We start from the raw sequence: 22,533 nt of genomic DNA on the forward strand, positions 1-22,533 counted from the left end.
TTTAAAAAATTGATATCTTAGAATTATTTTTTAGTTATAATTGAGATTATAAAGAAGGAGACTATTTTATGAATTTTCTAAAAATATATAAGTTATTTAGTTTAATAAATAATCAATATAAAATAAAATTAAATGATGTAAAAAAAGTAAAAAAAATTATAAATCAATATAATAATAAAACAAAAAAATCTAAATTAGATAATTTCTTTTTTGACTTGGAACTACAAAGTATTTTGAAATGTAATATTACTTGTGAGATTTTTATGCTGTTGAATCATAAAAAAGATTCTCTGAATCAATTTTATTATTATATTCATGGTCATGAGTATATTATATTTAATGATAAAGAAAAATCATTTGAATTGAGAAATAATAAATATATACTTTTCTTTGACTATGCTTTGTTAATTATAATTTTTATTTTTTCTGTTGTCTCTTTTATTATTACTTTAATTTATGGAGTATATGAAACATTTAGCATTGGCTATTCTGGACTTAGAATTCTATTAGTATCACTTATATTATTTTTCATATCTTTCTTTATTATTGGTAAAATTATAGAAATTGATTGTGCAAAAGAACTTGTTAATAAATCTAATGATGTAAGCAAGTAAAGGTTTTTTATTTCTAATTGTAAGTAGATACAGTGCATTCTTTTATTTAAATAAAGAACTATTTCTTTATATTATTATTGATTCAAAGTATGTTATGTTAAAAAATTAAACAAGGACTCAAAGTGACAAAAGAATATATTATCAATTATCTTGGCGAACATAAAGATGAATTCTCAAAGAAGTTTGGTATCACTAGGCTCGGTCTTTTTGGTTCTTATGCAAAGATGTGATATCTGTAAATAGTGATAGTGATATTCTAATAGAGTTTGAAAATAATCTTCCAAATATTTATGAAAAAAAGCTTGATTTAAAAAATACTTTAGAAAATCATTTTCATCTAAATGTTGATATTGCAAGGGAAAAATACCTAAAACCTTTTGCTAAAAATGAGATTCTAAAAGAGGTTGTTTATGTCTAAGACAAAGCTCTCTTTACTCTCTATTATTCAAGCAATAAAAAAGAGGGGACTAATATATAAATATTAATCCTCTTTTATTTCATCTTCAGAAGAGAGTTCTTCAATATTTTCAATATCGCCTACTACTTCTTTTTCAGGTCTTTTTTCTGCTCTTGAGAGTATCTCTAGGTAAAATGTTTTGCATTTTTCATTTGCAGCTTCATTTATGCATTTTATAATATCTGAAAATGGTATATCTTGAGGTGTTTCTTCTTCTTTTGCAAATTTACAATCAAAAAACCAAAAATCTTTTCCCTCTGGTAGAGGTTTTCTTTGTTCTCTTTTTATATATTTTCTTATTTCGTGTTTAATAGATTCTACTACTCTATCATCGGCTTTATTTTCAACTTGTAGTATAAAAGTTTTTTTCACATTGTTCCTTTTTTGCAATTGTATCTAAGTTTCCTACTTTTTATTGCATATATATCTTTTTATCTCTTTTATTTTTTATTCTTTTTAGCTATAATTATCAGTAATATCATTTGGTATTACTAATAATTATATGTAATATTAAGGATTCTCATATGGAAAACAGTTTTATACTGATTCTTTGTTTAACTCTTTTATTTGCTTCTATTGTTCATGGGGCTATTGGTTTTGGTTTTGGGATGATTTCTACTCCTATTGTGGCTTTGTTTACTGATATGCAAACTACTATTTTATATATGCTTATTCCAACTATGGGTGCAAATATTGTAAGTATTTCAAGTGAGGGTAATTTTTTAGAGGCTTTGAAAAAGTTTTGGTTTATTATAACTTTGATGGTAATAGGTAGTGCTTTAGGTACGGTTTTATTACTTTATACAAATTCAAATCTTTTTAAACTCTTACTTGCTGCAATTATATTTTTGTATCTTCTTCAATCTGTTGTAAAAATTGAAGCTACTTTTGTATCAAAATATCCAAAATCTTCTACTTATGGTTTAGGAATCTTTGGTGGAATGTTATCTGGTCTTACAAATATTGTTGCACCACTTATGATAATGTACACTTTAGAGTTAAAATATACAAGAAAGGATACTGTTCAGTTATCTAATCTTTGTTTTTTATTTACAAAAATTGGTCAAATATCTGTATTTTTACTTCATGGAAGTTTTACTATGGAAGATTTTAATATCTCAATGATTGGGCTTACGGCAACATTTATAGGAATGTATTTAGGAATAAAAGTTAAAAAACTAATTGATGCAAAACTCTATGTGAAGATATTAAAAGTTTTACTTTTTATAATAGCTTCAATGCTTGTATTTCAAACGGTACAATTTTAAGAAAAAATGAAATAGATCCCTTTAAAAATGGGACATTTTAAAATATAGGAACAACTCGTTGTTCCCTTTAGAGTTTGCTTCTTTAATCTTGTGCTTTGCCTAAGATGATAAAAGAAGATAAAAATGAAATAGATCCCTTTAAAAATGGGACATTTTAAAAGGACAATACTTTGGATTCAAATCTTTTAAAAGTCTTTATCTCTGTTGCAAATACAAAAAGTATTTCACAAGGTGCGAAAGAACTTGGTTTTACACAATCAAATGTAACTTTACGGATAAAACAGTTGGAAAAATCTCTTGGATATGAACTTTTTCATAGAACAAATAGAGGAGTTGTTTTAAGTTTAGAGGGGCAAAAGTTTCTTCCTTATGCAATTGATATTGTAAAAAAGGTTGAAGAAGCAACTCTAAAAATGAGAAATATAGACCATCAAGAGTTATTAAGAATTGGTTCAACTCAATCAAATGCAACTATTAGACTTTCAAAATTTATTGATAGATTAAATGAGGATTTCCAAGATATGAAGTTGGAGTTTGTAGTTGATAGTAGTTTAAATCTTATTGAACAACTATTGGATTATAAACTTGATATAGCTTTTGTAAATGGTGATCCCAAACACAAAGATTTGGAAGTTTTAAATAGTTTTAAAGAGGATATAGTTTTAGTCGAATCTAAAGAGAAAGAGCCTCAAAACACTATTTATGCTTATAAAAATGGGTGTATAAATAGAATATATTTAGAAAAATATTTAACAGAAGAGAAAAAAACCCAATATAAAAAAGTAAACCTTGAAAACTATGAGTTAATATTGGCTTGTGTAAAAGCAGGTTATGGGGTAACTCTTTTTTCAAGGCAGATAATTCAAAAATTTGGATATGAAAACAAACTAAAAATCACAACTATGGATTTTAGTTTGGATACTTATTTAGTTTGTAGAAAAGATTATTTTCCTATGATTGAGGATTATTTAAGAAAAATAGAGCTTTAAAAGTTTTATTCTAAAGAGTTTTCTCTTTAGAACTGTTACCTTTTTTTACCACTTCAATTGTACAAGTTACTCCTGCTCTTAGTATATAATTTTCAGGGATCTCATCTATTGCAATTCTAACAGGGATCCTTTGAGCTAATTTTACCCACGTAAATGAAGGATTTACATTTGCTAAAAGTCCGCTTCCTCTGTCATTGTCCCTATCTGTAATACCACTTGCAATACTCTCAATATGACCTTTTAGTTCATAATTTGTTCCCAAAGGTTTCATAATAGTTATATCACCAATATTTAGTTTTGGTATTTTGTGCTCTTCAAAATAACCATATACCCAAAAACTTTTGTCATTTAAAATTGAAAGATGGCTTTGACCTATTTGAATAAAATCACCAACTTTTAAAAGTAGATTGTTTACCCAGCCATTTGTTGGTGCGTAGATTGTTGAACGTTCCAAATTTAGTTTTGCTAAATCTAGTCTTGCTTTTACTTCATTGTAATCCTCTTTTGCCATTATTAGATTATATTTTGCATCATCTTTTACATCTTTTGGAACAATTGCATCATTTGCTTTTATTCTTTTGTCATACTCAGCTTTTCTCATTAGATAGTTAGCCTCTTTTGCTTTTAGGGTTGATTCCAAAGAGTTTATAGCTGTTTCAAATCTTTTTTTATCAATTTCAAAAAGTTTATCTCCCTTTTTTACATATTGATTATCTTTTACATATATATTTGTTATAAGACCTGAAACATCTGGAGCAACAAGGGTAATATCAGCTCTTATTCTTCCATCTCTTGTCCAAGTTGAATCTGCATAGTTATTCCATAAATGTATTGTTAATATTGATGCCACAGCAACAATTGCAAAGGTAATCAGATATCTTATTAGTTTAATAATTGTTTTATTCATTAATATCCTTATTTATAAATTAGTAGTGAAATAGATGTAAATATGCACATAAAAAGTGCTGTTCTAAAAAGTCCGGGGTGCCAGACAAACTCATAAACCCTTAAGTCCAATAAAACTCTGTTTAGAGCTATTTGTATAATACCTGCAAAAACAAACATAACAATTAGTGCAGGAATTTGTACTCCAAAAAGTGATATGATTTGATCCATTATCTCTCTCCTTGAATAGGTAGAAACTCTCTATTTTTTATAATAGAGTAGATGATTCCTATCTCTGTACTTATATCATTTAATATTTTTTGCCCATTGGCAGATTTTAGTTTTTTATTTTCTAAATCATGCATTAATTTCTCGATTTTTTTTCTATATACATTTTTATCTTCTTTATCTTTTTGATCAAACATTTTCTCCAAATAGTTTAATATCAATCTTATTTGTATTGGTTTTCTTCCCTCAATCAACGTGGCTTTTTTTCTTATATTAATAATTGCTTTTCCAATCTCCACAGTTGATAAAATCCAAGTAAATATTTTGGAGTTTGTATTTGTATCAAGTCTACCAACAACTGAATATCTTTGCATTAAATCAAAGTTTAACATCTCCAACTTTGCCCTTTGAAGAGCTAAGTCATCTTTAATCAAGATATTTATCTGTTTGCTTAATACTTTTCTAACCCTTGATTCAATCCAAGAATTTGAAGTAAAATCAAAAAGTATAAAACTAAGAGTTGACATCATAAGCCCAACTATTGTTGCCATTGCTGTTCCAAAAAAGAAAGCAAAATCTGAATGATATGAGCTATTTACAGCAACTGTTGTAATAAATACTAATAAAATACCAAATCCAATAAAACTTTTTCCAGGTAAAATCATCATAAGGGATAATATTGCCAATATTGGTGTTAGTGCAAGGCACATGGTTGGCAGATCTGTCACAAAAGAGGGGATAATATAAAAATTATAAATTGGTGTGATTACCAACCCTATAGTTGCTCCTATTATGGTACTTTTTATGATCCCTTGTGGATTTGGAGCTGTACTTAAAAGTAGAGTATTTGCAATTGCAGGGATTACCCCAAAGGCTGCATATTGCCACCCAGAAACCATCCATAAACACATCATTGCAATCATTGCAGAGGTAGCTCTTACAATCATCAACATTATCAAAAGATTATCACTATAGGTTGAGAATTTGATATTTTGTACAAAATTTTCATCAATTTTTATTTTTTTGTCTTTATTTATAAAACCCAAATAGGTATTACAATATTCATAAAGTTCATCTTGTAATCTATTTATTAAAATACAGATTGTTTTGAAATCATTTTTAAGTTCAAAATTATTTTCAAATTTTAGATTGTTTTTCTCTTTCTCAATATTTTCATAGCTTAGTTGTTTTATTCTTCTTAATTCAAATAATAGATTATCAATGTTTTTATTGTCAATGGGTTTTTCATGGAAATCTTTTAAAACCTCTTCTAAATTTGCATAGATATTTTGTAAACTTGTAATAAACTCTTCGTTGTTTTTACTATTGTTTATAATATTTCTTAGTGATAAGAAAGTTGTACTAATATGAGAAAATTCATAGTTAAGTCTTTTTAGATATACACTATCTCTTTTATTAATATTTGTTTCAAAATTACTATTTACTCTTAAAGTATCTGTACCTAAAATATCCCTATTAAAATTTACTGCTTGGGCATTAAAAGTAAAGATATTTTTCATATTTGAAAAGGTTTCCATTAGAAGATTGAATTTATTGTTTTCACTTCTTCTAAGACTTTTACTTAAATTCTGAGGAAACAGTACTTCACTTATAAAACTTGCAGAGATAAGTCCAATAATAACCTCAAAAAATCTATCAATACCAAAAGTAAAAACCCTTTCAGGAGTTTGGATTATTGGCATTGTTACAACAGCAATTGTATATCCACTCATTACAAAACCATATGACATAAAATTTCTTGCCATAAATCCAATTGCGGCACAAAATCCTGCCCAAAGAGCAAAAAATAGAGTAAAAGCAACTCTATCTTGAGCAAAAAGTGCAATAAATGTAATTGCCATAGTTGTTCCAATTACAGTTCCTATAAGTCTATAAAAACTTTTTGAAAAAACTGGTCCACTAAAGGGTTGCATTACAATAAAAACTGTAAAAACAGCTGTTTGAGGCATAGAAAGATTAAACACCATGCACAAACTTAAAGCCAATAAACAAGCACAAACAGATTTAAAAACATATAAAAGAGTTGGTAAATCTTTATTAATCCACTCACCAGTTGCTATTTTAAAATCATCTCTAGTTATTGTCAAAGGTTTCTCCTTTGTTTTCATAACCACCACCAAAAGCTTTTATTAAATCAATATGTGCATTAACTTCGCTATTTTTTAGAGCTAATTTTATTATTTCATCATTTATTAGAACTATTTTTGAGTCTATATAAGATACTTTATTTTTAAGTCCAAGCTCATAGATTCTTTTTTGAATCTCTACATTTTTTTTATTATTCTCTAAAACACTCTTTTGTATTTTTAATTTTGATTGATTTAACTCTAATTTTTTAAGTGAAGTAACAACTTCATTTACAGCCTCAATTATGCTTTGGTTGTATTGTTGCACTTGAATATTATAATCATCAACTTTTACATTTAAATTCTCTTCTCTTTTATGTCCATCAAAGAGTGGCAAAGATATTGCAGTACCTATATATGGTACAGATGAAGATTTTTCAAAAAGTGAAGCCCATGAAAAAGATGTAAAACCTAATAAACCACTAAGACTTATATTTGGATAGAATTGTGCCTTTGCATTTTGAATATAATCTTCTTTACTAAGTAAAAGATATTTTTGCATAGCAATTTCTGGTCTATGAGAAAGAATATCCAAATGAATATTTTCGGGCACAAAAACTTTATAATTATCAAAGCTATTACTCTTTTTCAAATTTTCAATTCTTGAAGGCATAACTCCTGCAATAGTTGCAAGGGAATTTTTTAGGTTTTCAATCTCTATTTTTGTATCAAAAATTTCGTTATTAACCCTATCAAGTGAAGTTGCACTTGTGTTTATCTCTATTTTATTTGCAAGTCCAAGTTCATGAAGTTTTGCTAAAATATGGTGTTTTTCAATAATATCTTTTTTTAGCTCTTCAAATTTATTTAGTTTACTTTTTTGATAATTTAAAGTGTCGTATAGTTTTACTATTGTTGTACTAATAGCCAACTCTTTTACTCGTATATATACTTTTTGAGCCATTGCCTCATTTAATGCAGCTCTTATAAGAGATGAGTTTTTATCCCAAAAATCAAACTCATAATCTAAACCTAAAGCTTGTTCATAAAGATTATAGTAATTTCCACCAAGTGGAGCAGGGAAAATATAGTTTTCACTATATCTTTGTCTGGATACGTTTCCTCCTATTGATACAGTTGGTTCTTTTAAAGCTTTTGTTATATTTAATTGTGATTTTGCTTTTTCATATCTTATTTTTAAAATATTCAAAGAGGGTGTATTATTTAAAGCTTCATCAAGTAGTCTATTTAACTGCTCATCATTAAATTTTGTCCACCAGTTTTTTTCTAAAGATAAGTTAGAGCTTTTGAAATTTCCTAAATCTTTTTTTAACTCATTATTAACATCACTATTTGTTAATGTATCTGTTTTTTCAATTTTTGGTACACACCCTGTTAGTAAATATAGACTCAGAGTTATTAATATAAATACTCTCATTCTTTTACTTCACATTTTTATAAATTTTACTTAGGATTTTTATTAAAAGCTCTTTTTCCTCTAAAGAAATTTCTTTGAAAGCATCAAATTCAACTTCATTACTTGCTTTTTTTATAATCTCTTCTAGCTCTTTTCCTTTTTGAGTTAAACAAATTAAAAAAGCTCTTCTGTCATCTTTTTTATTTTTTCTTTTAACAAAACCTTTTTTTTCAAGCTTATCTATCATTAAAGTTAGGCTTGAGGGTTTAAAGTAAGTATCTTCTGCTAACTCAACTTGTGTTAAGTTATCTTTCTCACAAAGTCTTCTTATTATGATACTTTGCGCAGGTGAGATATCGTGCTCCAACAATAGTTTTTCTAAATTATTTTTTACACAATTTCTTATATTGGCAATTAAAATACCAAATATATTGTCTGATTCAAACGACATAATATTCCTTAAAAAATTTTGATTTCTAAATTAGTTAGTATGTTAATAATTAGTAGATGAAGAATATTAATATATTTACACTTAAAGTAAATTATAATTTACTAATTAGTTAAAAAAATTATTAAACCGATAAAAAAATATTATTTCAATAGCATTAATAATCTATATGTTAAAATCTATCTTTATAATAAAAGGATTTGTATGTCAATAATTATTAGAGAAGCAGTTTCAAATGATGCTAAAACAATTTATGATTTTATTGTGGAACTTGCCCTTTATGAGAAAGAGCCAAATGCAGTTAAAACAACAGTTGAAGAGACAAGAGAGAAAATTTTTGGAGAGAACTCAACAGTAAAAGCAATTATTTGTGAAGAGAATGGCAAGCCAATTGGTCATGCAATATTTTTTTATAACTACTCAACTTGGCTTGGAAAAAATGGAATTTATCTAGAAGATTTATATGTTAGTGAGAAAAAAAGAGGTTTGGGTGCTGGGAAAGCAATGCTTAAATATCTTGCAAAAAAAGCATTAAGTGAAGATTGTGGTAGATTTGAGTGGTCTTGTTTAGATTGGAATACTCCTTCAAGAAACTTTTATGAGAGTCTTGGTGCAAAATCACTTGATGAGTGGGTTGGATATAGATTGGAAGGTGAAGATTTAATTAACTTTGCAAAAAGTTAATTTTTTTTATCTTCAAACTCCTTAAGTCACTTTTTGTATAATAACAGTAGTACAAAAAAATATTAAAAATAAGGATTCTTTTTTGAGTTTAAAAAGTTTTGAAATAGTCTATAAAGAGTTTAACAGCAAGTTAGAGAGTAGGGAGTTTGAAAAGGCTTTATACCTTGTTCCTGACCTTCTTGAAAATGCAACTTGCAATATAGATATATTTTATTCTCTTATGGGTAAAGCTACAGCTTTAACTAATATTGATAAAAATGATGAAGTGATAGAGACCTATAAAGAGATAATTCATCAATTTAAAAATGAAAATGATGAAATTATTTCAAAATATTTAATTTATGCCTATTTCAATAAAGCTTTAGCTTATGCAAAACAAAAAGATTTTGATAAAGAGTTAAAAACATATAATAAACTACTTGAAAAATATATCAGTGATATTTCAAAAGATACAGAGATTATTTTAGTAAAATCTTATATGAATAGAGCTATTTGTGTATCAGAGTTGCAAGAACCTCTAAAAGCTTTGGATGTTTATAAGGAACTTATTCACAATTTTGAACATTCAGAAAATGAGAATATTCAAATTCAAATAGCTCAAGCTGCTTATAATGTTGCTTTGATTTATGCTCAAAGTGAGAATAATGAGAAAGCAATAGAGTCTTATGCTTATGTAATAAAACATTTTGAAAATAGTCAAATAGAAGAGATTTTAGAGTATGTGGCAAAAGCATTGATAAATAAAGCTTCAAGAATAAAAATGGAAGACAATTATGAAGAGGCACTAAAACTTTATGACAAAGTAATTAGTAGATTTTCAAGTTATGGTGGAGAGCTCTTAAATCAAGTTGCTTTAGCAATGCACAATAAATCAATACTTCTTAGTGAATTAAATAAAGAAGAAGAGCTTTTTGAACTTTGTGATGCCATTATTGATAAATTTGCCAATAGTAACAATGAGATGATTTTAAATGTTGTTGCAAGTGCAGGGGTTATAAAAGATAAGGAGCGTTTTAGCAACAACTCCTTTTAGGTTTTAGATAAATTTAGTTGATACCTCTTTTAAAATATCATCAGCTAAAAATGACTCACCATTGTATTTAACTACTTTTATTCCTTCACTTGTGAAAGATTTTGCAGTATTTTTACAAGCTGTTTTTACAACTACATAGTTGCACTCTTTTAAAGCTCTTCCCATTTTATTGTGCTGTTCAATATGCTCTTGATCATCATGATCATGGTCACAAGCATGATCCTCTTCAGGATGATCATGATCTATATCTGTTCTTGGGTTATTTTTTATCTCTTCAAGCTTAAATGATTTGAACATACTTGTACCACTCATTGAAAAGACTGCAAATTTTGGAGTATGACCTGCATTTGGAAAAAACATTAGATTTTCATCTTTTACTGGTATTGCTATTTTCATTATTATCCTTTTTTTTCTTCAATATTACCTTTGGAACTTTAAACTATGCAATTAGTAATCCATAAGTTAAAAAATTTAATTACTTAATAAGAATATGATACAATCACTTAATTAATGACTAAAAAAGGGAGGAGCTAAAATGTTTTTTAAAAAGTTCTTTGAATATTTGGCAAAAGCTACTCTTCCTATTTATAGATTTGAAAACAATAGATTATATTTTAGATTTGACAATGACCAATATTATAAATATGAGTTGTTAGATTATGATATTAAAACCAGACATGATTCTTATGTAATAGAAGGGTATACTCTAAGCAACGCTGATATACATTTGGAGTATATAAAAGTTGAGAGTGATGTAAGTTGGAATGTGGAAGTTGTATCAGCTTATGAGGATTTGATAAAAGAGAAGCTAAAAATAGGTAGTTTGAAAGTATTAGAAGAAAAAAATATTAAAACCTATACTTTTAAAACCTATAAAGCAGATGACTCTTTTGTTTTTCATCTTATTTTTATATATACAACATCTTCAAATCTACTAATTATTGATACAAAAGGTACTTTATATAAAGAGCTTATAAGTAGATTTGATTCAACATACGAGTATAAGTATAAAGAGGAACAAAAAGGCGATATAAATTTTAATATATCAATAATAAAAGAGAATAGTATGAGGAGTTATTTTGGATTATAAATTTTTAAAAAATAGTATAGTTTTTTTAACTATAGGGCTATTTTATGTGGGATGTTCAGTTCAAAGCCAATCTTTGTACAGTCATAAAAATAGTACATTAATTCTAGGAGAAAAAGAGAATCCAGTAGTTGTCAAAGTAGAAAATGCAGATTATAAAGTCTATCCCTCTTGGTGTATAGATTCAGCATATACTCTAAATGAAAAAGATAGCGTTTATGGAAATTTGTTCCTTGAATCAATTACTTTAGATTTTAGATGTCATTGGAATGGTTTGCCAAGTGGTTTCTTTGAATATAATTTCAAATTGAAATTAAAACTAAGTGATGTAAAAACTGTAGAGAGTATTGAAGTTGGAAGATATACCTTTAGAACCTTTGAAGTAGATGGTGAGTATTACAGCATCATAAGTAGATATTTAGGTCAAAATGAGACTTTTATTGTGGATTATGAGGGTAAACTCTATGATAAACTGTTAAAAAGCCTTAAAAAAGATTATGTAAATAAATATCTAAATAAAAAGAGATTTTATGGTTTTTATGATGAGAGTTTAGTTAGAAAAAATATGTTTAATGGCTACTACTCAAAAGAGAGTGAAAAATTTGACGAGTAGTAGAGAAAATCTACTACTTTGAAAAAAGCTGTTTTAATAAAGAGGTAGTTTGTTCAACAGGGTTCTCTCTTATTGCTGCCTCTTTTTTAGCAATCATTGAAAAAAGTCCATCAATTGCCTTTTGTGTCACATAATCATTTAAGTTCTCATTACTGCTACTTGGAAGATATGAATCAACACCAAAATTTTTTGCCAAACTCATTACAGAAGTGCTGTTAACATAATCTTTTGCATACTGCTTATAGTAACTGTTAAAACTATCATAATATCCTGCAACACTATTTTGTTCCATTGTTTTTTCTATTATTGGTTTGATTACACTTTTTAAAGAGCTGCTTGTATTTGTTTTAAAATATTCAGTAGCAGCATTATTATCACCTTCTAAAATCTTTTTTGCATCCTCTAAACTCATTTTTTCAATGGCTTTTACAAAAATATCTGCAGTTTTTGGAGCTGCTTGTGTAGCTGCACTATTCATTGAAGCTATTAACTCATCTGCAACTTTGTCTCCACCTACTTTTCTTATAATTGTTTCTGCTTTTTGTAAATTTTCTGGAAGAGGGATTTTTACTAAAGAGTTATTCAAATATCCATTTTCTTTTCCCAAAGTCTCAACAGCATAATTAACACCAATTTTTAAAGTCTCTTTTAATCCATCTGTTATTGTAGAGTTACTCAAAGTAGTGCTTGACTCTTTTGTTGAGTTATCTTTAACTCCACTTATTACATCTTTTGCAAAAGAGTTTAAATCAAAACTAAAACCAAAATTTACCCACACTAATGTTAGAAGTGATATTCGTGTGAAAATTCTCATTGTAAGCCTTTTATAAATATTTTTATTATTATAGGTAAATTGAGATAAAACTCACTAAAATCACACTATATTTAAGTAGAGTTTATAATTAATTTAGGAGAGATTTTTGTTTAGTGAAAAGAATATATCAAAACTTATAATATTAACACCTGTTTTTACAGTAATTTTAAGTTCATTCTTTACAATCTATTTTTTTGTTCAAAGCCAAAATAGCTACTTTGAAGAGGAGAGTAAAAGGGTTGAAAAAGAGTATATTCAAAAACAAAAAGATATTTTAGTTAAAGAGATTAACAGTGTAATAAACTATATAAATTATCATGTTAAAAAAAATACAAAGCTCTCACAAGAGGAGTTAAAAAAAGAACTTATTGGATATATTGAGACAATAAGATATGAAAAACATGGATATATTTGGATACACAACACAGACTACTATTTAGTTGGACACCCTTTTAGGAAAGAGAGTATTGGAAACTATGATATTGAGTTAAAAGATGCCAAAGGTGGTTATATCACAAAAAGATTTGTTGAAGAGACTTTAGCTCAACCTGATGGAAATTTCATGGAGTATTACTGGCAAAAACCAAATGAAAAAGAGTTCTCTAAAAAACTTGGTTTTTTAAAACTATATAAACCTTTTAATTGGATTATTGGGGCTGGTTTATATATTGATGATATAGAAAAATCAATTGCAGAAAATAAAAGAGCTTTAGAAGAAAAAATTGATAGATATATTCAAACAATTGTAAAAATCTCTTTAGGTATAATTATTTTAATTGGTATTGTCTCTTTTATGATTTCCAATAAAATCAATAGAGTATTTGCTACTTATAAAGAGAATGTAAAGAAAAAAGAGCTTGAGCTTCAAGATGTAAACAAAAACCTAGAAATAAAAATAAATAGTGCTCTAAACGATGCAAAAAAGAAAGATAGAGCAATGCTTCATCAATCAAGACTTGCAAGAATGGGAGCAATGCTTAGTATGATTGCCCACCAATGGAGACAACCTTTAAGTGAAATTTCCGCAATATTAATGGAGTTGGAGATTGCAAATAAGTTTGGAAAATTAGATGATAAACTTCTAAAAGATAGTGTAAAAGAGTCAAATAGATTAATACAATTTATGTCCCATACTATTGATGATTTTAGAAACTTCTTTAAACCCGATAAACAAAAAGTTGAGTTTTATGTTGATGATGCTTGTAGTGAAGCTATTTCTCTTGCTAGTGCTTCAATTAAAAGTTCTAATATAAAGTTGATAAAAAGAGTAAAATGCAATAGTATTATTTTGGGTTATGAAAGAGAGTTTGCTCAAGTTATGTTAAATCTAATCTCAAATGCAAAAGATATTTTAAATCAAAGAATGGTAAAAAATCCACAAATTGAGATTGTAATTGATTATAAAAATGGGCACTCAATAATAAGTGTTGAAGATAATGGTGGTGGAGTTGATGAAAAACATTTAGAGTTGATATTTGAACCATACTTTACTACAAAAGAGAGTTCAAAAGGTACAGGTCTTGGACTATATATGTCAAAAATGATTATAGAAAAAAATATGAATGGAGAGATTAGCGTTGAAAATAGAAAAAATGGTGCGCTCTTTAGGATTCAAATAGGATAAAAAATGGATGAGAAGATATTAGAGAGATTTAGTAACTATTCTATCCTTTGTGTAGAGGATGAAGCAGGTATTAGAAAAAGATTGGTAAATACTTTAAAATACTACTTTGATGATGTAGTTGATGCTGCAAATGGAGAAGAGGGTTATGAACTCTATTTGGAGTATAAACCAGATATTATTTTAAGTGATATAGAGATGCCAGAACAAAATGGTATTGAAATGGTTAAAAAAATTAGAGAAAAAGATTTTCATACCATTATTATAATGGTTACAGCTTACTCAAATGAGGAGTATCTTCTTGATTTAATAAATCTAAATATAAATCACTATATTTTAAAACCAATAAACTCTGAAAACCTTTTTAGTGGAATAATAAAAGCTTTAGGGGAGAGACTTACTTCAAATTTAATATTTACCCAAGATTGTTATTTTGATGTTCAAAGATATGAGTTTATCTATCAAGAGAGTGTTGTGCCTTTACGAAAAAGAGATAAGGAGTTTTTACTTCTTCTTTATAGATATAAAAATCAGATAGTAAGTTATGAGATAATTGATGAGTATATCTGGAAAGATAAAAATATGACAATGAGTGCATTAAAAACCTTTATAAAAGAGTTAAGACAAAAATTACCAATAAATTTAATTGAGAATATTTCCCAAACTGGTTATAAATTAAACAGCATCTTATAAGATTCTAAAAAAAACTCACTACAAACTCACCTTATAGTGATATAGTTGATATATTAACTAACAAAGGAAATAAAATGTTGAAAAAAAGTTTATTACTTGTAGGATTAGCAGCCTCTTTAATGGCAGCGAATATTAAAATGGATCTAAATGCAAAATATGGAGCAAATAACTTCCATACTATAGGTGCAGAGAATTTTGCAAATTTAGTAAAAAATTATACCAATGGAAGTGTTGAAATCACTGTTCATGCTGGTTCATCTTTAATAAAAGGTAACCCTTTAAAAGCTGTAAAAGATGGAACAGTGGCTATGACTGATATGTTTATCCCATTTACTTCAGGTGGGGGAAAAGTTTTTGGAATATCTGCTTTACCTTTTATTGCTCACTCATATGATGATGCTTATAAGTTATATCAAATCTCTAAACCAGCTTATGAAGCAACAGCAAAAAAATGGAATCAAAAACTTCTTTATGCAGTAAGTTGGCCTCCATCAGGGTTTTATTCAAATAAAGAGATTAAAACTATTGAAGACTTTAAAGGTACGAAAACTAGAACATATGATAAAAACTCAGCAAACTTTGTAAATCTAGCTGGTGGAAATGCAGTGGCTCTTCCTTGGGGAGAAGTTTACTCTTCACTTAGAACAGGGATGGTTGACTCAGTTGTAACTTCATCAGCTTCAGGAAAAGATGGAAAATTTTGGGAAGTATTATCTCACTTTACAAAAATCAATTATGCATATCCATTACAAGCAGTTACAATCAACCTTGACTATTGGAATAGTATGTCAAAAGAGCAACAACAAGCTATGTTAAAAGCTGCAACTGAGATAGAAAAAGCTCAATGGGATGCTTCAAAAGAAGAGGATAAAATTGCACTTGATTTACTTGTTTCTAATGGAATGAAAGTAAGTTCTGAGTCGGATGAGTTGAAAAAAGGATTAGATGAAATTGCAGATAAAATGTTAAAAGAGTATTTAGAAGATGCAGATTCACAAATCAAAAAAATTTTTCAAGAATATAGAAAGTAATTAGATGCAACTAATTTCACATATTATAGATAGGCTATGCAAAGTTATAGCCTATCTTTCTGGATTACTTTTAATATCACTTGTTTTACTTATCTTGTGTGAGATATTTTTAAGGGCTGTTTTCAACACCTCTACAATGATTGCAGATGAATATAGTGGATACTTGTATTTAGCTTCAATTTTTTTAGGTATTTCATACACTTTTTTAAAAGATGGGCATATTAGGATTAATATTTTAACATCAAAATTAAGTAATAAAACAAATAGGTATATTGATATATATGCAGGAGTTGTTACCCTTTTAGTTTTTGCTTTTATTGCATATAGAACAGCGCTTTTTGCTTATGATTCATATAGTTTAGATATGTTATCTGAAGCGGTTTCAGAAACACCACTATATTTAACACAAATAGTTATGCCTTTAGGAGCTATATTTTTTATTCTTGCAGCAGTTTCATTTATTATCAAAAGGGTGAAAAATGATTAGTGATCCACTTATATTAACTATTGTGATTTTAGTAGTGATGTTTTCACTTCTTTTAACCTCTTTATGGATTGGAGTTTCCTTAATTCTAACAGGTATTATTGGAATGTTGATTTATGAACACCATTTACCTCCAATAATTAGTATTTATGACAAAATAGGGGATTTGCTAGCTTCTTCTTTATATGATGCTTTAAACTCTTGGTCATTAGCTGCTCTTCCAATGTTTATTTTAATGGGTGAGATTTTATATAAATCATCTATTTCAACTAAACTTTTAAATGGACTTAAACCTTGGCTTAATTATATTCCAGGAGGTTTACTTCATGTAAATGTTGCAGCATGTTCGCTGTTTGCAGCAGTCTCTGGTTCAAGTGCGGCTACTACTGCAACAGTTGGGAAAATTACATTAGATGAACTTAAAAAAAGAGGATATTCAAAAAGTATAGCTATGGGTTCTCTAGCTGGTGCTGGAACTTTGGGATTTTTAATTCCCCCTTCACTTATTATGATTATTTATGGAGTTTTAGCTGATACCTCTATTGGTAAACTATTTATTGCTGGTATTATTCCAGGTCTTTTACTTGCAACATTGTATTCTGTTTATATTATGATTATCTCTAAAATTGATAAAACAGCAGAACCTAAAGTAAAAGAGAGTTTTACCCTTAAACAAAAGATTGATTCATTAAAAGACTTAGTTCCTATTTTACTTCTTATTACTGTTATTTTAGGTTCTATTTATGGTGGTATTGCAACTCCAACAGAAGCTGCTGCTCTTGGAGTTTTAGGTTCAATTCTTTTGGCACTATATTTTAAAAGTTTTAATTATGAGATTTTTAAAAATGCTATTATGAATACTGTTGTTACTTCAAGTATGATTAGTTTTATTATAGCTGGAGCTGTATTTTTATCTCAAGTAATTGGATTTTTAGGAATTGCAAGAGCAATGAGTGAGTTTATTATTGGTCTTGGACTTAGTCCTTTGGTACTAATTTTACTAATTGGAGTTATGTATATTATTTTAGGAATGATTTTAGAGGGTGTTTCTATTGTTGTTATGACTCTTCCTATTGTATTACCAATTATTTTATTATCTGGTTTTGATGCACTTTGGTTTGGAGTATTTTTAGTATTTATGGTTGAGATGGCACAAATTACTCCACCTGTTGGATTTTCACTCTTTGTAATTCAAAGTATTTCTGGTGAAAAAATAGAGACTATTGTAAAAGCAACTTTTCCTTTCTTTGTTCTTATGGTTGTAACTGTGGCAATAATTACCTTCTTCCCTGAAATAGTGAACTATTTGCCTAATAAAATGATTAAATAGTTATTATGGTAAAATAGGTTAATTAATATGGAAGGTCAAACAATGATAAGATTAAATTGCGATATGGGTGAGAGTTTTGGTATCTGGAAAATGGGGCAAGATGAACAAATTATGCCTTATATCTCATTAGCAAATTTAGCTTGTGGTTTTCATGCTTCTGATGCCGTTACAATGTCAAGGTCAGTACAACTTGCAAAACAATATAATGTAATAATAGGGGCGCATCCTGGTTATCAAGATTTAATAGGTTTTGGAAGAAGAAGTGTTACTTGTACTTTAGAAGAGATAAAATCAATAGTTTTATATCAACTAGGAGCTTTATCTGCTTTTTGCAAAGCAAATGGGACAACTGTATCTTATGTAAAACCCCATGGAGCTTTGTATAATGATATGATGAGAGATCAAAATATTTTAAAAGCAGTTCTAAGTGCAATCTCATCTTTTGATAAAAATATAAAACTTATGGTACTTTCAACTCCCGATAATGAAGCCTATGAATATACAGCAAAGATGTATAACATAGGGCTTATATATGAAGTTTTTGCAGATAGAAACTATAACGATGATGGAAGTTTAGTCTCAAGAATGAGAGATAATGCAGTTATAACTGATGAGTTAGAAGTAATGCAAAGAGTTAAAACACTAAGAGATAATGGTTATATTGAAAGTATTAATTCAAAAAAACTCTACTTAAAAGCTGATACGATCTGCGTTCATGGAGATGGAGAGAATGCTCTTATTTTTATTAAGGCATTACAAAAAGTGTTAAATTAATGAATATTGAAATTGCTTCTGTTGATTCTGTAATAATCTACTTTGGTGATACTATCACCAAAGAGAACTCTTTAAAAGTAAAAGCAGCTTATAAAATATTAAAAGAGTTAAATAATAGTGCTTTAATAGAGATTGTTCCCTCTTATGTCTCTGTTTTACTTACCTATGATACTTTTAAATATAACTACAAAGAGATAAAAGAGCTTTTGGAAAAAGAGTTAAAAGATATAAAAATTTCTTCTATAAATGAAGAGTCAAAAAATATTGTAACTATTGATGTCTATTATGACAAAGAGGTTGGTTTTGATTTAGAAGAGGTAGCAAAAAAATCTAATCTTAGTGTTGATGAGGTGATAGCTTTGCATAGCAGTAAACTATATGATGTATATGCAATTGGATTTTTGCCAGGATTTGCATATTTGGCAAGTGTTGATGAAAGATTAAAAACCTCAAGACTTGAAACACCAAGAAAAAAGATTCCAAAAGGTAGTGTTGCAATTGCAGATACTCAAACAGCAGTTTATCCAAAAGATAGCCCAGGGGGTTGGAATATTTTAGGAAGAACTGCTTTTAAACTTTTTGATAAGAGTTTGGAGACACTTTCTTTAATTACCATTGATTCAAAGGTAAAATTTAATCCCATAACAAAAGAGCAGTTTTTATCTCAAGGTGGAGAGTTATGAGTAGTGGTTTTGAAGTGATAAAAGCAGGTGCTTTTACACTAATAGAGGATAAAGGAAGATTCTCTTTTATGAATATTGGTGTAACAAACTCTGGTTTTTTGGATGAGTTTGCAGCATTAAAAGCCCATAAAATTTTAAATAATAGCTATGATTGCAACCTTTTAGAAATAACTTTTGCAGGAATAAAGTTAAAAGCAACAGCAAATACTATTGTCTCTATTACAGGGGCAAAGTGTGAGTTTAAAATCAATTCAATAGAAAAATCTACTTGGCAATCATATAATATAAAAAAAGATGACATTTTAGAGATTACAAAAATCTTAAAAGGGCAGAGGGTCTATTTAGCAGTTAAAGATGGTTTTACAATAACTAAAGAGTTGGGAAGTTACTCAACTACGCTAAAAGAACAATTAGGTGCTTTTGAGGGCAGAGTTCTAAAAAATGGTGATTATTTACCCTTTAGTGAACAAAAGAATTTTTTAAAAAAGAGACTAAAAAAAGAGTATATCCCTGAATATAAAGATGAATTAGTATTAAGAGTAGTTTTATCATATCAACAAAATAGTTTTAGTTTTAAAGAAAAAGAGAAATTTTTTAACTCAATTTATACAATAACACCAGATCTTAATAGAATGGCTTGTAAGTTAAGTGGAGAGAGTATTAAATCAGAACTTAATGGAATAATCTCAGAAGGTATAGCTTTTGGAGCAATCCAAATACCAAAAGATGGTCAACCAATAATTCTTTTAAAAGAGAGACAAACAATTGGTGGTTATCCTAAAATTGGTTCAGTTTTAAGTATAGATTGTTTTAAGTTAGCTCAAATGAGACCTGGGCAAAAAATTAGATTTGAAGAGATATCTATAAGCCTTGCCCAAGAAAAACTAAAAAAGTTCTATTCAAACTTTATACAATAATTTTTTTGTATAAATCATCTAATAGTTCGTGAAAAGATTCATTTTTATTTACTTTTTCCAAACAATAATTAAATTTTGGTTTCAAAAATACACCAGAATGGCTTTTTAATACAGTATCATACAAAATATTTGATATTGAGTTTGCAAGTGATTTTACAAGATTTATATCAATATCATCAAAGATTATCAAAAATTTATCATTTAAAAATCTGACAATTTCAAACTCTAAGGATTCATCTTTTAATTTGTCATTCATATAAGTTATTATGTAAAGGATAAGATTATCGGCAATAAATTTGTTATAGGTTTTTACAATATATTCATAATCTTGAATATTAATAAGCATAACTATATTAGTTTTTTTAAATTTTGCTTGTTCATTTAACATTTTATGATATAACCATTTTTTGTTATAAAATTTTGTTAAATGATCTTTGTATATATTTTCGGTCATACTGTTTAGTTCAGATTTTAAAGTATTTATTTGTTTATAAAGAACTTTTAGGGCAGATTCATCTTTGTTTTTAATTGCCTCTTGAGCATCTTGTGTGATTAATTCTACCTCTTGTATAGTTACAGAAGCATCTTTTACATATTTGTCAATTTGAGCAAATTCATTTATTAATACCTCATTTATATCTTTTTCAAATTTTTCATCTTTTAGGTCAATATCGATCATTTTTGCATGTTTATCAAAACATTGGAAATAGTTTGAAGGTAAAATTATCTCTTGTGGAAGAAGTTCATTTATTGTTAAATCTGTTATTTTTTTTAATTTATCTTTCATTTCTACTCTCAATAATTTCATTTATTTTTTGAGGTTTCCCTATATAGTAACCCTGTGAATAATCAATATCCAACGATTTGACATATCTGTGGATTCTTAAATCACTAACAAACTCGGCAACAACTTTTATATTTTGCTCCTTACAAAAAAGTACAATACTTTTTACTAGATTGTAATATACATTTTCATCAATTTTTTTAATTAAACTTCCATCAAGTTTAATGTAATCAGTATTTATATTAAGTATATGTTCATAGTTTGAAAATCCACTACCAAAATCATCAATTGCAATCTTTACATCATAAGCTTTTAAGTCATTAATAAATTCATTTACCAAATAATAGTTACTTATTTTTTTACTTTCTAAAATCTCAATTGTAAGATAGTGTCCTATATCATCGTTTCTTAAATTCTCAATTATCAAATTTTTCATTGTGGGGTTTAAAATATCTGTATAGTCTAAATTGATGCTAACTGATATTTTATATAATTTAATATACTCTATGACCTTTAGAATCAAAAGCTCCATTAATTTATTAAAAAGTCTATATTTTCTAGCCTTTTCAATAAAAGCTTGAGGCATTATTATATTTCCCTCATTGTCATATATTCTCATCAATGCTTCATATTTTGTAATTTGTTGAGTTTTATTATCCATTATTGGTTGAAAATATGGCTCAACTTTTTTCTCTTCAATATTTCTATGTAGGGTTTTTACAAGCTCTTCATTTACAAGTTGATTTTTATATAGTTTTGCATCATAATACATAAAATGGATATAGTTCATTTTCGCATTGTGAAGGGCTCTTTCTGCATAAACTAAAAGATCTTTATCTTCCCCTTTAGAACATCCAATGGTTATATCAATATCAATTGCTACTTTTGAATTTAATATTTTAAACTCAGAACCAACAATATTATCAAAAATAATATTTTTGACCTTTAAAATGTCTGTCTCAACTAAGTCATCATAAATAGTAATTGTAAACACATCAACATGGGATTTTTTTATCTCAATACATGAGGGATTTTCTAAACAGTGATTAATATCACGCCTAATCTTATTTTTTAGTAATTTACATAGTTGAGAAAGTATATAATCACCATTTTTAAAACCATAAAAGGCGTTTATATCTTTCATATACAATATGTCAATTATAAATATCGTTTTTGTTTTATTTTTGTAAAAATATTTACAAAACGTTTGAAACAAGGACATCTTTTACCTTTTTAAAGCAATAAATTCAGTATAAGTTATTTAATCTTAAGAAATGTATATATATATTAAAGAAATCTTAAAAAATTTAGAAAAAAATCAAAAAAAATTTAACTTAGTATACAAATTGTATAAAAAAATTTCTTTTAAAGATTTTTAGATAAAATTAATCCTATTTTTAAAAGGATTGACTTTGGAAGAATCAATAAAATTCTTTTTTTATTGTACAATCTTTATATAAATATAAAAATTGATTTTTTGCAAAAAGAATAATAGCTAAATTTGAGTTAAATTTATTATAGTTAATTTTTATTATTTTATGATTGTTAGAGTGTATAAATATTTTTTATATAACTAATAACATTATTTTATT

Annotated in this window: 26 protein-coding genes; 16 read left to right on the top strand and 10 right to left on the bottom strand. The window is 27.3% G+C overall.

Annotated elements, in window-relative coordinates; translation table 11 throughout:
* Positions 1–68: 68 nt before the first annotated feature.
* Together AEBR_RS05350 and AEBR_RS15485 are read left to right on the top strand one after the other, a co-directional pair.
* Positions 69–614, top strand: a complete 546-nt coding sequence (locus AEBR_RS05350) for a hypothetical protein (protein WP_129087249.1) — start codon at positions 69–71, stop codon at positions 612–614.
* A gap of 226 nt (positions 615–840) precedes the next feature.
* Positions 841–1,032, top strand: a complete 192-nt coding sequence (locus tag AEBR_RS15485) for a nucleotidyltransferase domain-containing protein (RefSeq protein WP_228712177.1) — start codon at positions 841–843, stop codon at positions 1,030–1,032.
* A 63-nt stretch (positions 1,033–1,095) separates the two neighbouring features.
* Here AEBR_RS15485 and AEBR_RS05360 read toward each other — a convergent pair whose 3' ends face one another.
* Positions 1,096–1,443, bottom strand: coding sequence for a DUF6172 family protein (locus AEBR_RS05360; RefSeq protein WP_129087250.1), 348 nt, complete (start codon positions 1,441–1,443; stop codon positions 1,096–1,098).
* Positions 1,444–1,595: 152 nt separating this feature from the next.
* Between AEBR_RS05360 and AEBR_RS05365 the strand changes: the two genes are divergently transcribed.
* The gene (locus AEBR_RS05365; protein ID WP_129087251.1) at positions 1,596–2,339 is read left to right on the top strand and encodes a sulfite exporter TauE/SafE family protein; all 744 of its coding nucleotides are present in this window, start codon (positions 1,596–1,598) and stop codon (positions 2,337–2,339) included.
* A gap of 170 nt (positions 2,340–2,509) precedes the next feature.
* On the top strand, positions 2,510–3,328 hold the full coding sequence (locus AEBR_RS05370; RefSeq protein ID WP_129087252.1) for a LysR family transcriptional regulator: 819 nt from the start codon (positions 2,510–2,512) through the stop codon (positions 3,326–3,328).
* 10 nt (positions 3,329–3,338) lie between these two features.
* Here the strand turns inward: AEBR_RS05370 and AEBR_RS05375 are convergent, their stop codons facing one another.
* The 5 genes from AEBR_RS05375 to AEBR_RS05395 are packed head-to-tail and all read right to left on the bottom strand — an operon-like array spanning position 3,339 to position 8,396.
* On the bottom strand, positions 3,339–4,235 hold the full coding sequence (locus tag AEBR_RS05375; RefSeq protein WP_129087253.1) for an efflux RND transporter periplasmic adaptor subunit: 897 nt from the start codon (positions 4,233–4,235) through the stop codon (positions 3,339–3,341).
* Between the two features lie 8 nt (positions 4,236–4,243).
* Complete coding sequence (locus tag AEBR_RS05380; RefSeq protein WP_129087254.1) at positions 4,244–4,444, bottom strand: DUF1656 domain-containing protein; 201 nt, start codon at positions 4,442–4,444, stop codon at positions 4,244–4,246.
* The gene (locus tag AEBR_RS05385) at positions 4,444–6,549 is read right to left on the bottom strand and encodes an FUSC family protein (RefSeq protein WP_164969481.1); all 2,106 of its coding nucleotides are present in this window, start codon (positions 6,547–6,549) and stop codon (positions 4,444–4,446) included. Before AEBR_RS05385 ends, AEBR_RS05380 begins: the two co-directional genes overlap by 1 nt.
* Positions 6,536–7,966, bottom strand: a complete 1,431-nt coding sequence (locus tag AEBR_RS05390; protein WP_129087256.1) for an efflux transporter outer membrane subunit — start codon at positions 7,964–7,966, stop codon at positions 6,536–6,538. Before AEBR_RS05390 ends, AEBR_RS05385 begins: the two co-directional genes overlap by 14 nt.
* A 4-nt stretch (positions 7,967–7,970) precedes the next feature.
* Complete coding sequence (locus tag AEBR_RS05395) at positions 7,971–8,396, bottom strand: MarR family winged helix-turn-helix transcriptional regulator (protein ID WP_129087257.1); 426 nt, start codon at positions 8,394–8,396, stop codon at positions 7,971–7,973.
* A gap of 201 nt (positions 8,397–8,597) precedes the next feature.
* On the opposite strand from AEBR_RS05395, the gene AEBR_RS05400 reads away from it, so the two are divergent.
* Together AEBR_RS05400 and AEBR_RS05405 are read left to right on the top strand one after the other, a co-directional pair.
* The gene (locus AEBR_RS05400; protein WP_129087258.1) at positions 8,598–9,077 is read left to right on the top strand and encodes a GNAT family N-acetyltransferase; all 480 of its coding nucleotides are present in this window, start codon (positions 8,598–8,600) and stop codon (positions 9,075–9,077) included.
* Between the two features lie 82 nt (positions 9,078–9,159).
* Entirely contained in the window at positions 9,160–10,110 is a 951-nt protein-coding gene (locus tag AEBR_RS05405; RefSeq protein WP_129087259.1) for a tetratricopeptide repeat protein, read from the top strand.
* A 3-nt stretch (positions 10,111–10,113) separates the two neighbouring features.
* On the opposite strand, the gene AEBR_RS05410 is transcribed toward AEBR_RS05405, so the two are convergent.
* Entirely contained in the window at positions 10,114–10,506 is a 393-nt protein-coding gene (locus AEBR_RS05410) for a NifB/NifX family molybdenum-iron cluster-binding protein (RefSeq protein WP_128980753.1), read from the bottom strand.
* A 139-nt stretch (positions 10,507–10,645) separates the two neighbouring features.
* On the opposite strand from AEBR_RS05410, the gene AEBR_RS05415 reads away from it, so the two are divergent.
* Together AEBR_RS05415 and AEBR_RS05420 are read left to right on the top strand one after the other, a co-directional pair.
* Positions 10,646–11,200 (top strand): hypothetical protein, encoded by a 555-nt coding sequence (locus tag AEBR_RS05415; protein WP_129087260.1) that lies wholly within the window; start codon positions 10,646–10,648, stop codon positions 11,198–11,200.
* Positions 11,190–11,810, top strand: a complete 621-nt coding sequence (locus AEBR_RS05420; RefSeq protein ID WP_129087261.1) for a hypothetical protein — start codon at positions 11,190–11,192, stop codon at positions 11,808–11,810. The genes AEBR_RS05415 and AEBR_RS05420 overlap by 11 nt, the downstream gene beginning before the upstream one ends.
* A gap of 13 nt (positions 11,811–11,823) precedes the next feature.
* On the opposite strand, the gene AEBR_RS05425 is transcribed toward AEBR_RS05420, so the two are convergent.
* Positions 11,824–12,624, bottom strand: coding sequence for a DUF4197 domain-containing protein (locus AEBR_RS05425; protein WP_129087262.1), 801 nt, complete (start codon positions 12,622–12,624; stop codon positions 11,824–11,826).
* A 106-nt stretch (positions 12,625–12,730) separates the two neighbouring features.
* On the opposite strand from AEBR_RS05425, the gene AEBR_RS05430 reads away from it, so the two are divergent.
* From AEBR_RS05430 to AEBR_RS05465, 8 genes are all read left to right on the top strand, one after another.
* On the top strand, positions 12,731–14,248 hold the full coding sequence (locus tag AEBR_RS05430; protein ID WP_129087263.1) for a cache domain-containing protein: 1,518 nt from the start codon (positions 12,731–12,733) through the stop codon (positions 14,246–14,248).
* Between the two features lie 3 nt (positions 14,249–14,251).
* On the top strand, positions 14,252–14,938 hold the full coding sequence (locus AEBR_RS05435; RefSeq protein ID WP_129087264.1) for a response regulator transcription factor: 687 nt from the start codon (positions 14,252–14,254) through the stop codon (positions 14,936–14,938).
* 74 nt (positions 14,939–15,012) lie between these two features.
* On the top strand, positions 15,013–15,969 hold the full coding sequence (locus AEBR_RS05440; RefSeq protein ID WP_129087265.1) for a TRAP transporter substrate-binding protein: 957 nt from the start codon (positions 15,013–15,015) through the stop codon (positions 15,967–15,969).
* A 4-nt stretch (positions 15,970–15,973) separates the two neighbouring features.
* Positions 15,974–16,456 carry a TRAP transporter small permease subunit gene (locus AEBR_RS05445; protein ID WP_129087266.1) on the top strand — a complete coding sequence of 161 codons (483 nt, stop codon included), beginning with the start codon at positions 15,974–15,976 and terminating at the stop codon, positions 16,454–16,456.
* Entirely contained in the window at positions 16,449–17,783 is a 1,335-nt protein-coding gene (locus AEBR_RS05450; protein WP_129087267.1) for a TRAP transporter large permease, read from the top strand. Before AEBR_RS05445 ends, AEBR_RS05450 begins: the two co-directional genes overlap by 8 nt.
* 42 nt (positions 17,784–17,825) lie before the next feature.
* Positions 17,826–18,557, top strand: a complete 732-nt coding sequence (locus AEBR_RS05455; RefSeq protein WP_164969482.1) for a 5-oxoprolinase subunit PxpA — start codon at positions 17,826–17,828, stop codon at positions 18,555–18,557.
* Positions 18,557–19,240: a 5-oxoprolinase subunit PxpB gene (pxpB, locus tag AEBR_RS05460; protein ID WP_129087269.1), complete on the top strand. Its 684-nt coding sequence runs from the start codon at positions 18,557–18,559 to the stop codon at positions 19,238–19,240. Before AEBR_RS05455 ends, pxpB begins: the two co-directional genes overlap by 1 nt.
* Positions 19,237–20,157 carry a 5-oxoprolinase subunit C family protein gene (locus AEBR_RS05465; protein ID WP_129087270.1) on the top strand — a complete coding sequence of 307 codons (921 nt, stop codon included), beginning with the start codon at positions 19,237–19,239 and terminating at the stop codon, positions 20,155–20,157. Before pxpB ends, AEBR_RS05465 begins: the two co-directional genes overlap by 4 nt.
* On the opposite strand, the gene AEBR_RS05470 is transcribed toward AEBR_RS05465, so the two are convergent.
* Both AEBR_RS05470 and AEBR_RS05475 read right to left on the bottom strand, forming a co-directional pair.
* Positions 20,147–20,944: a diguanylate cyclase domain-containing protein gene (locus AEBR_RS05470; protein WP_164969483.1), complete on the bottom strand. Its 798-nt coding sequence runs from the start codon at positions 20,942–20,944 to the stop codon at positions 20,147–20,149. The genes AEBR_RS05465 and AEBR_RS05470 overlap by 11 nt on opposite strands.
* Positions 20,934–22,085 (bottom strand): EAL domain-containing protein, encoded by a 1,152-nt coding sequence (locus AEBR_RS05475; RefSeq protein ID WP_164969484.1) that lies wholly within the window; start codon positions 22,083–22,085, stop codon positions 20,934–20,936. Before AEBR_RS05475 ends, AEBR_RS05470 begins: the two co-directional genes overlap by 11 nt.
* Between the last annotated feature and the right edge of the window lie 448 nt (positions 22,086–22,533).

It is taken from the genome of Halarcobacter ebronensis, from assembly GCF_013201825.1.
GTDB classification, from domain to species: domain Bacteria; phylum Campylobacterota; class Campylobacteria; order Campylobacterales; family Arcobacteraceae; genus Halarcobacter; species Halarcobacter ebronensis.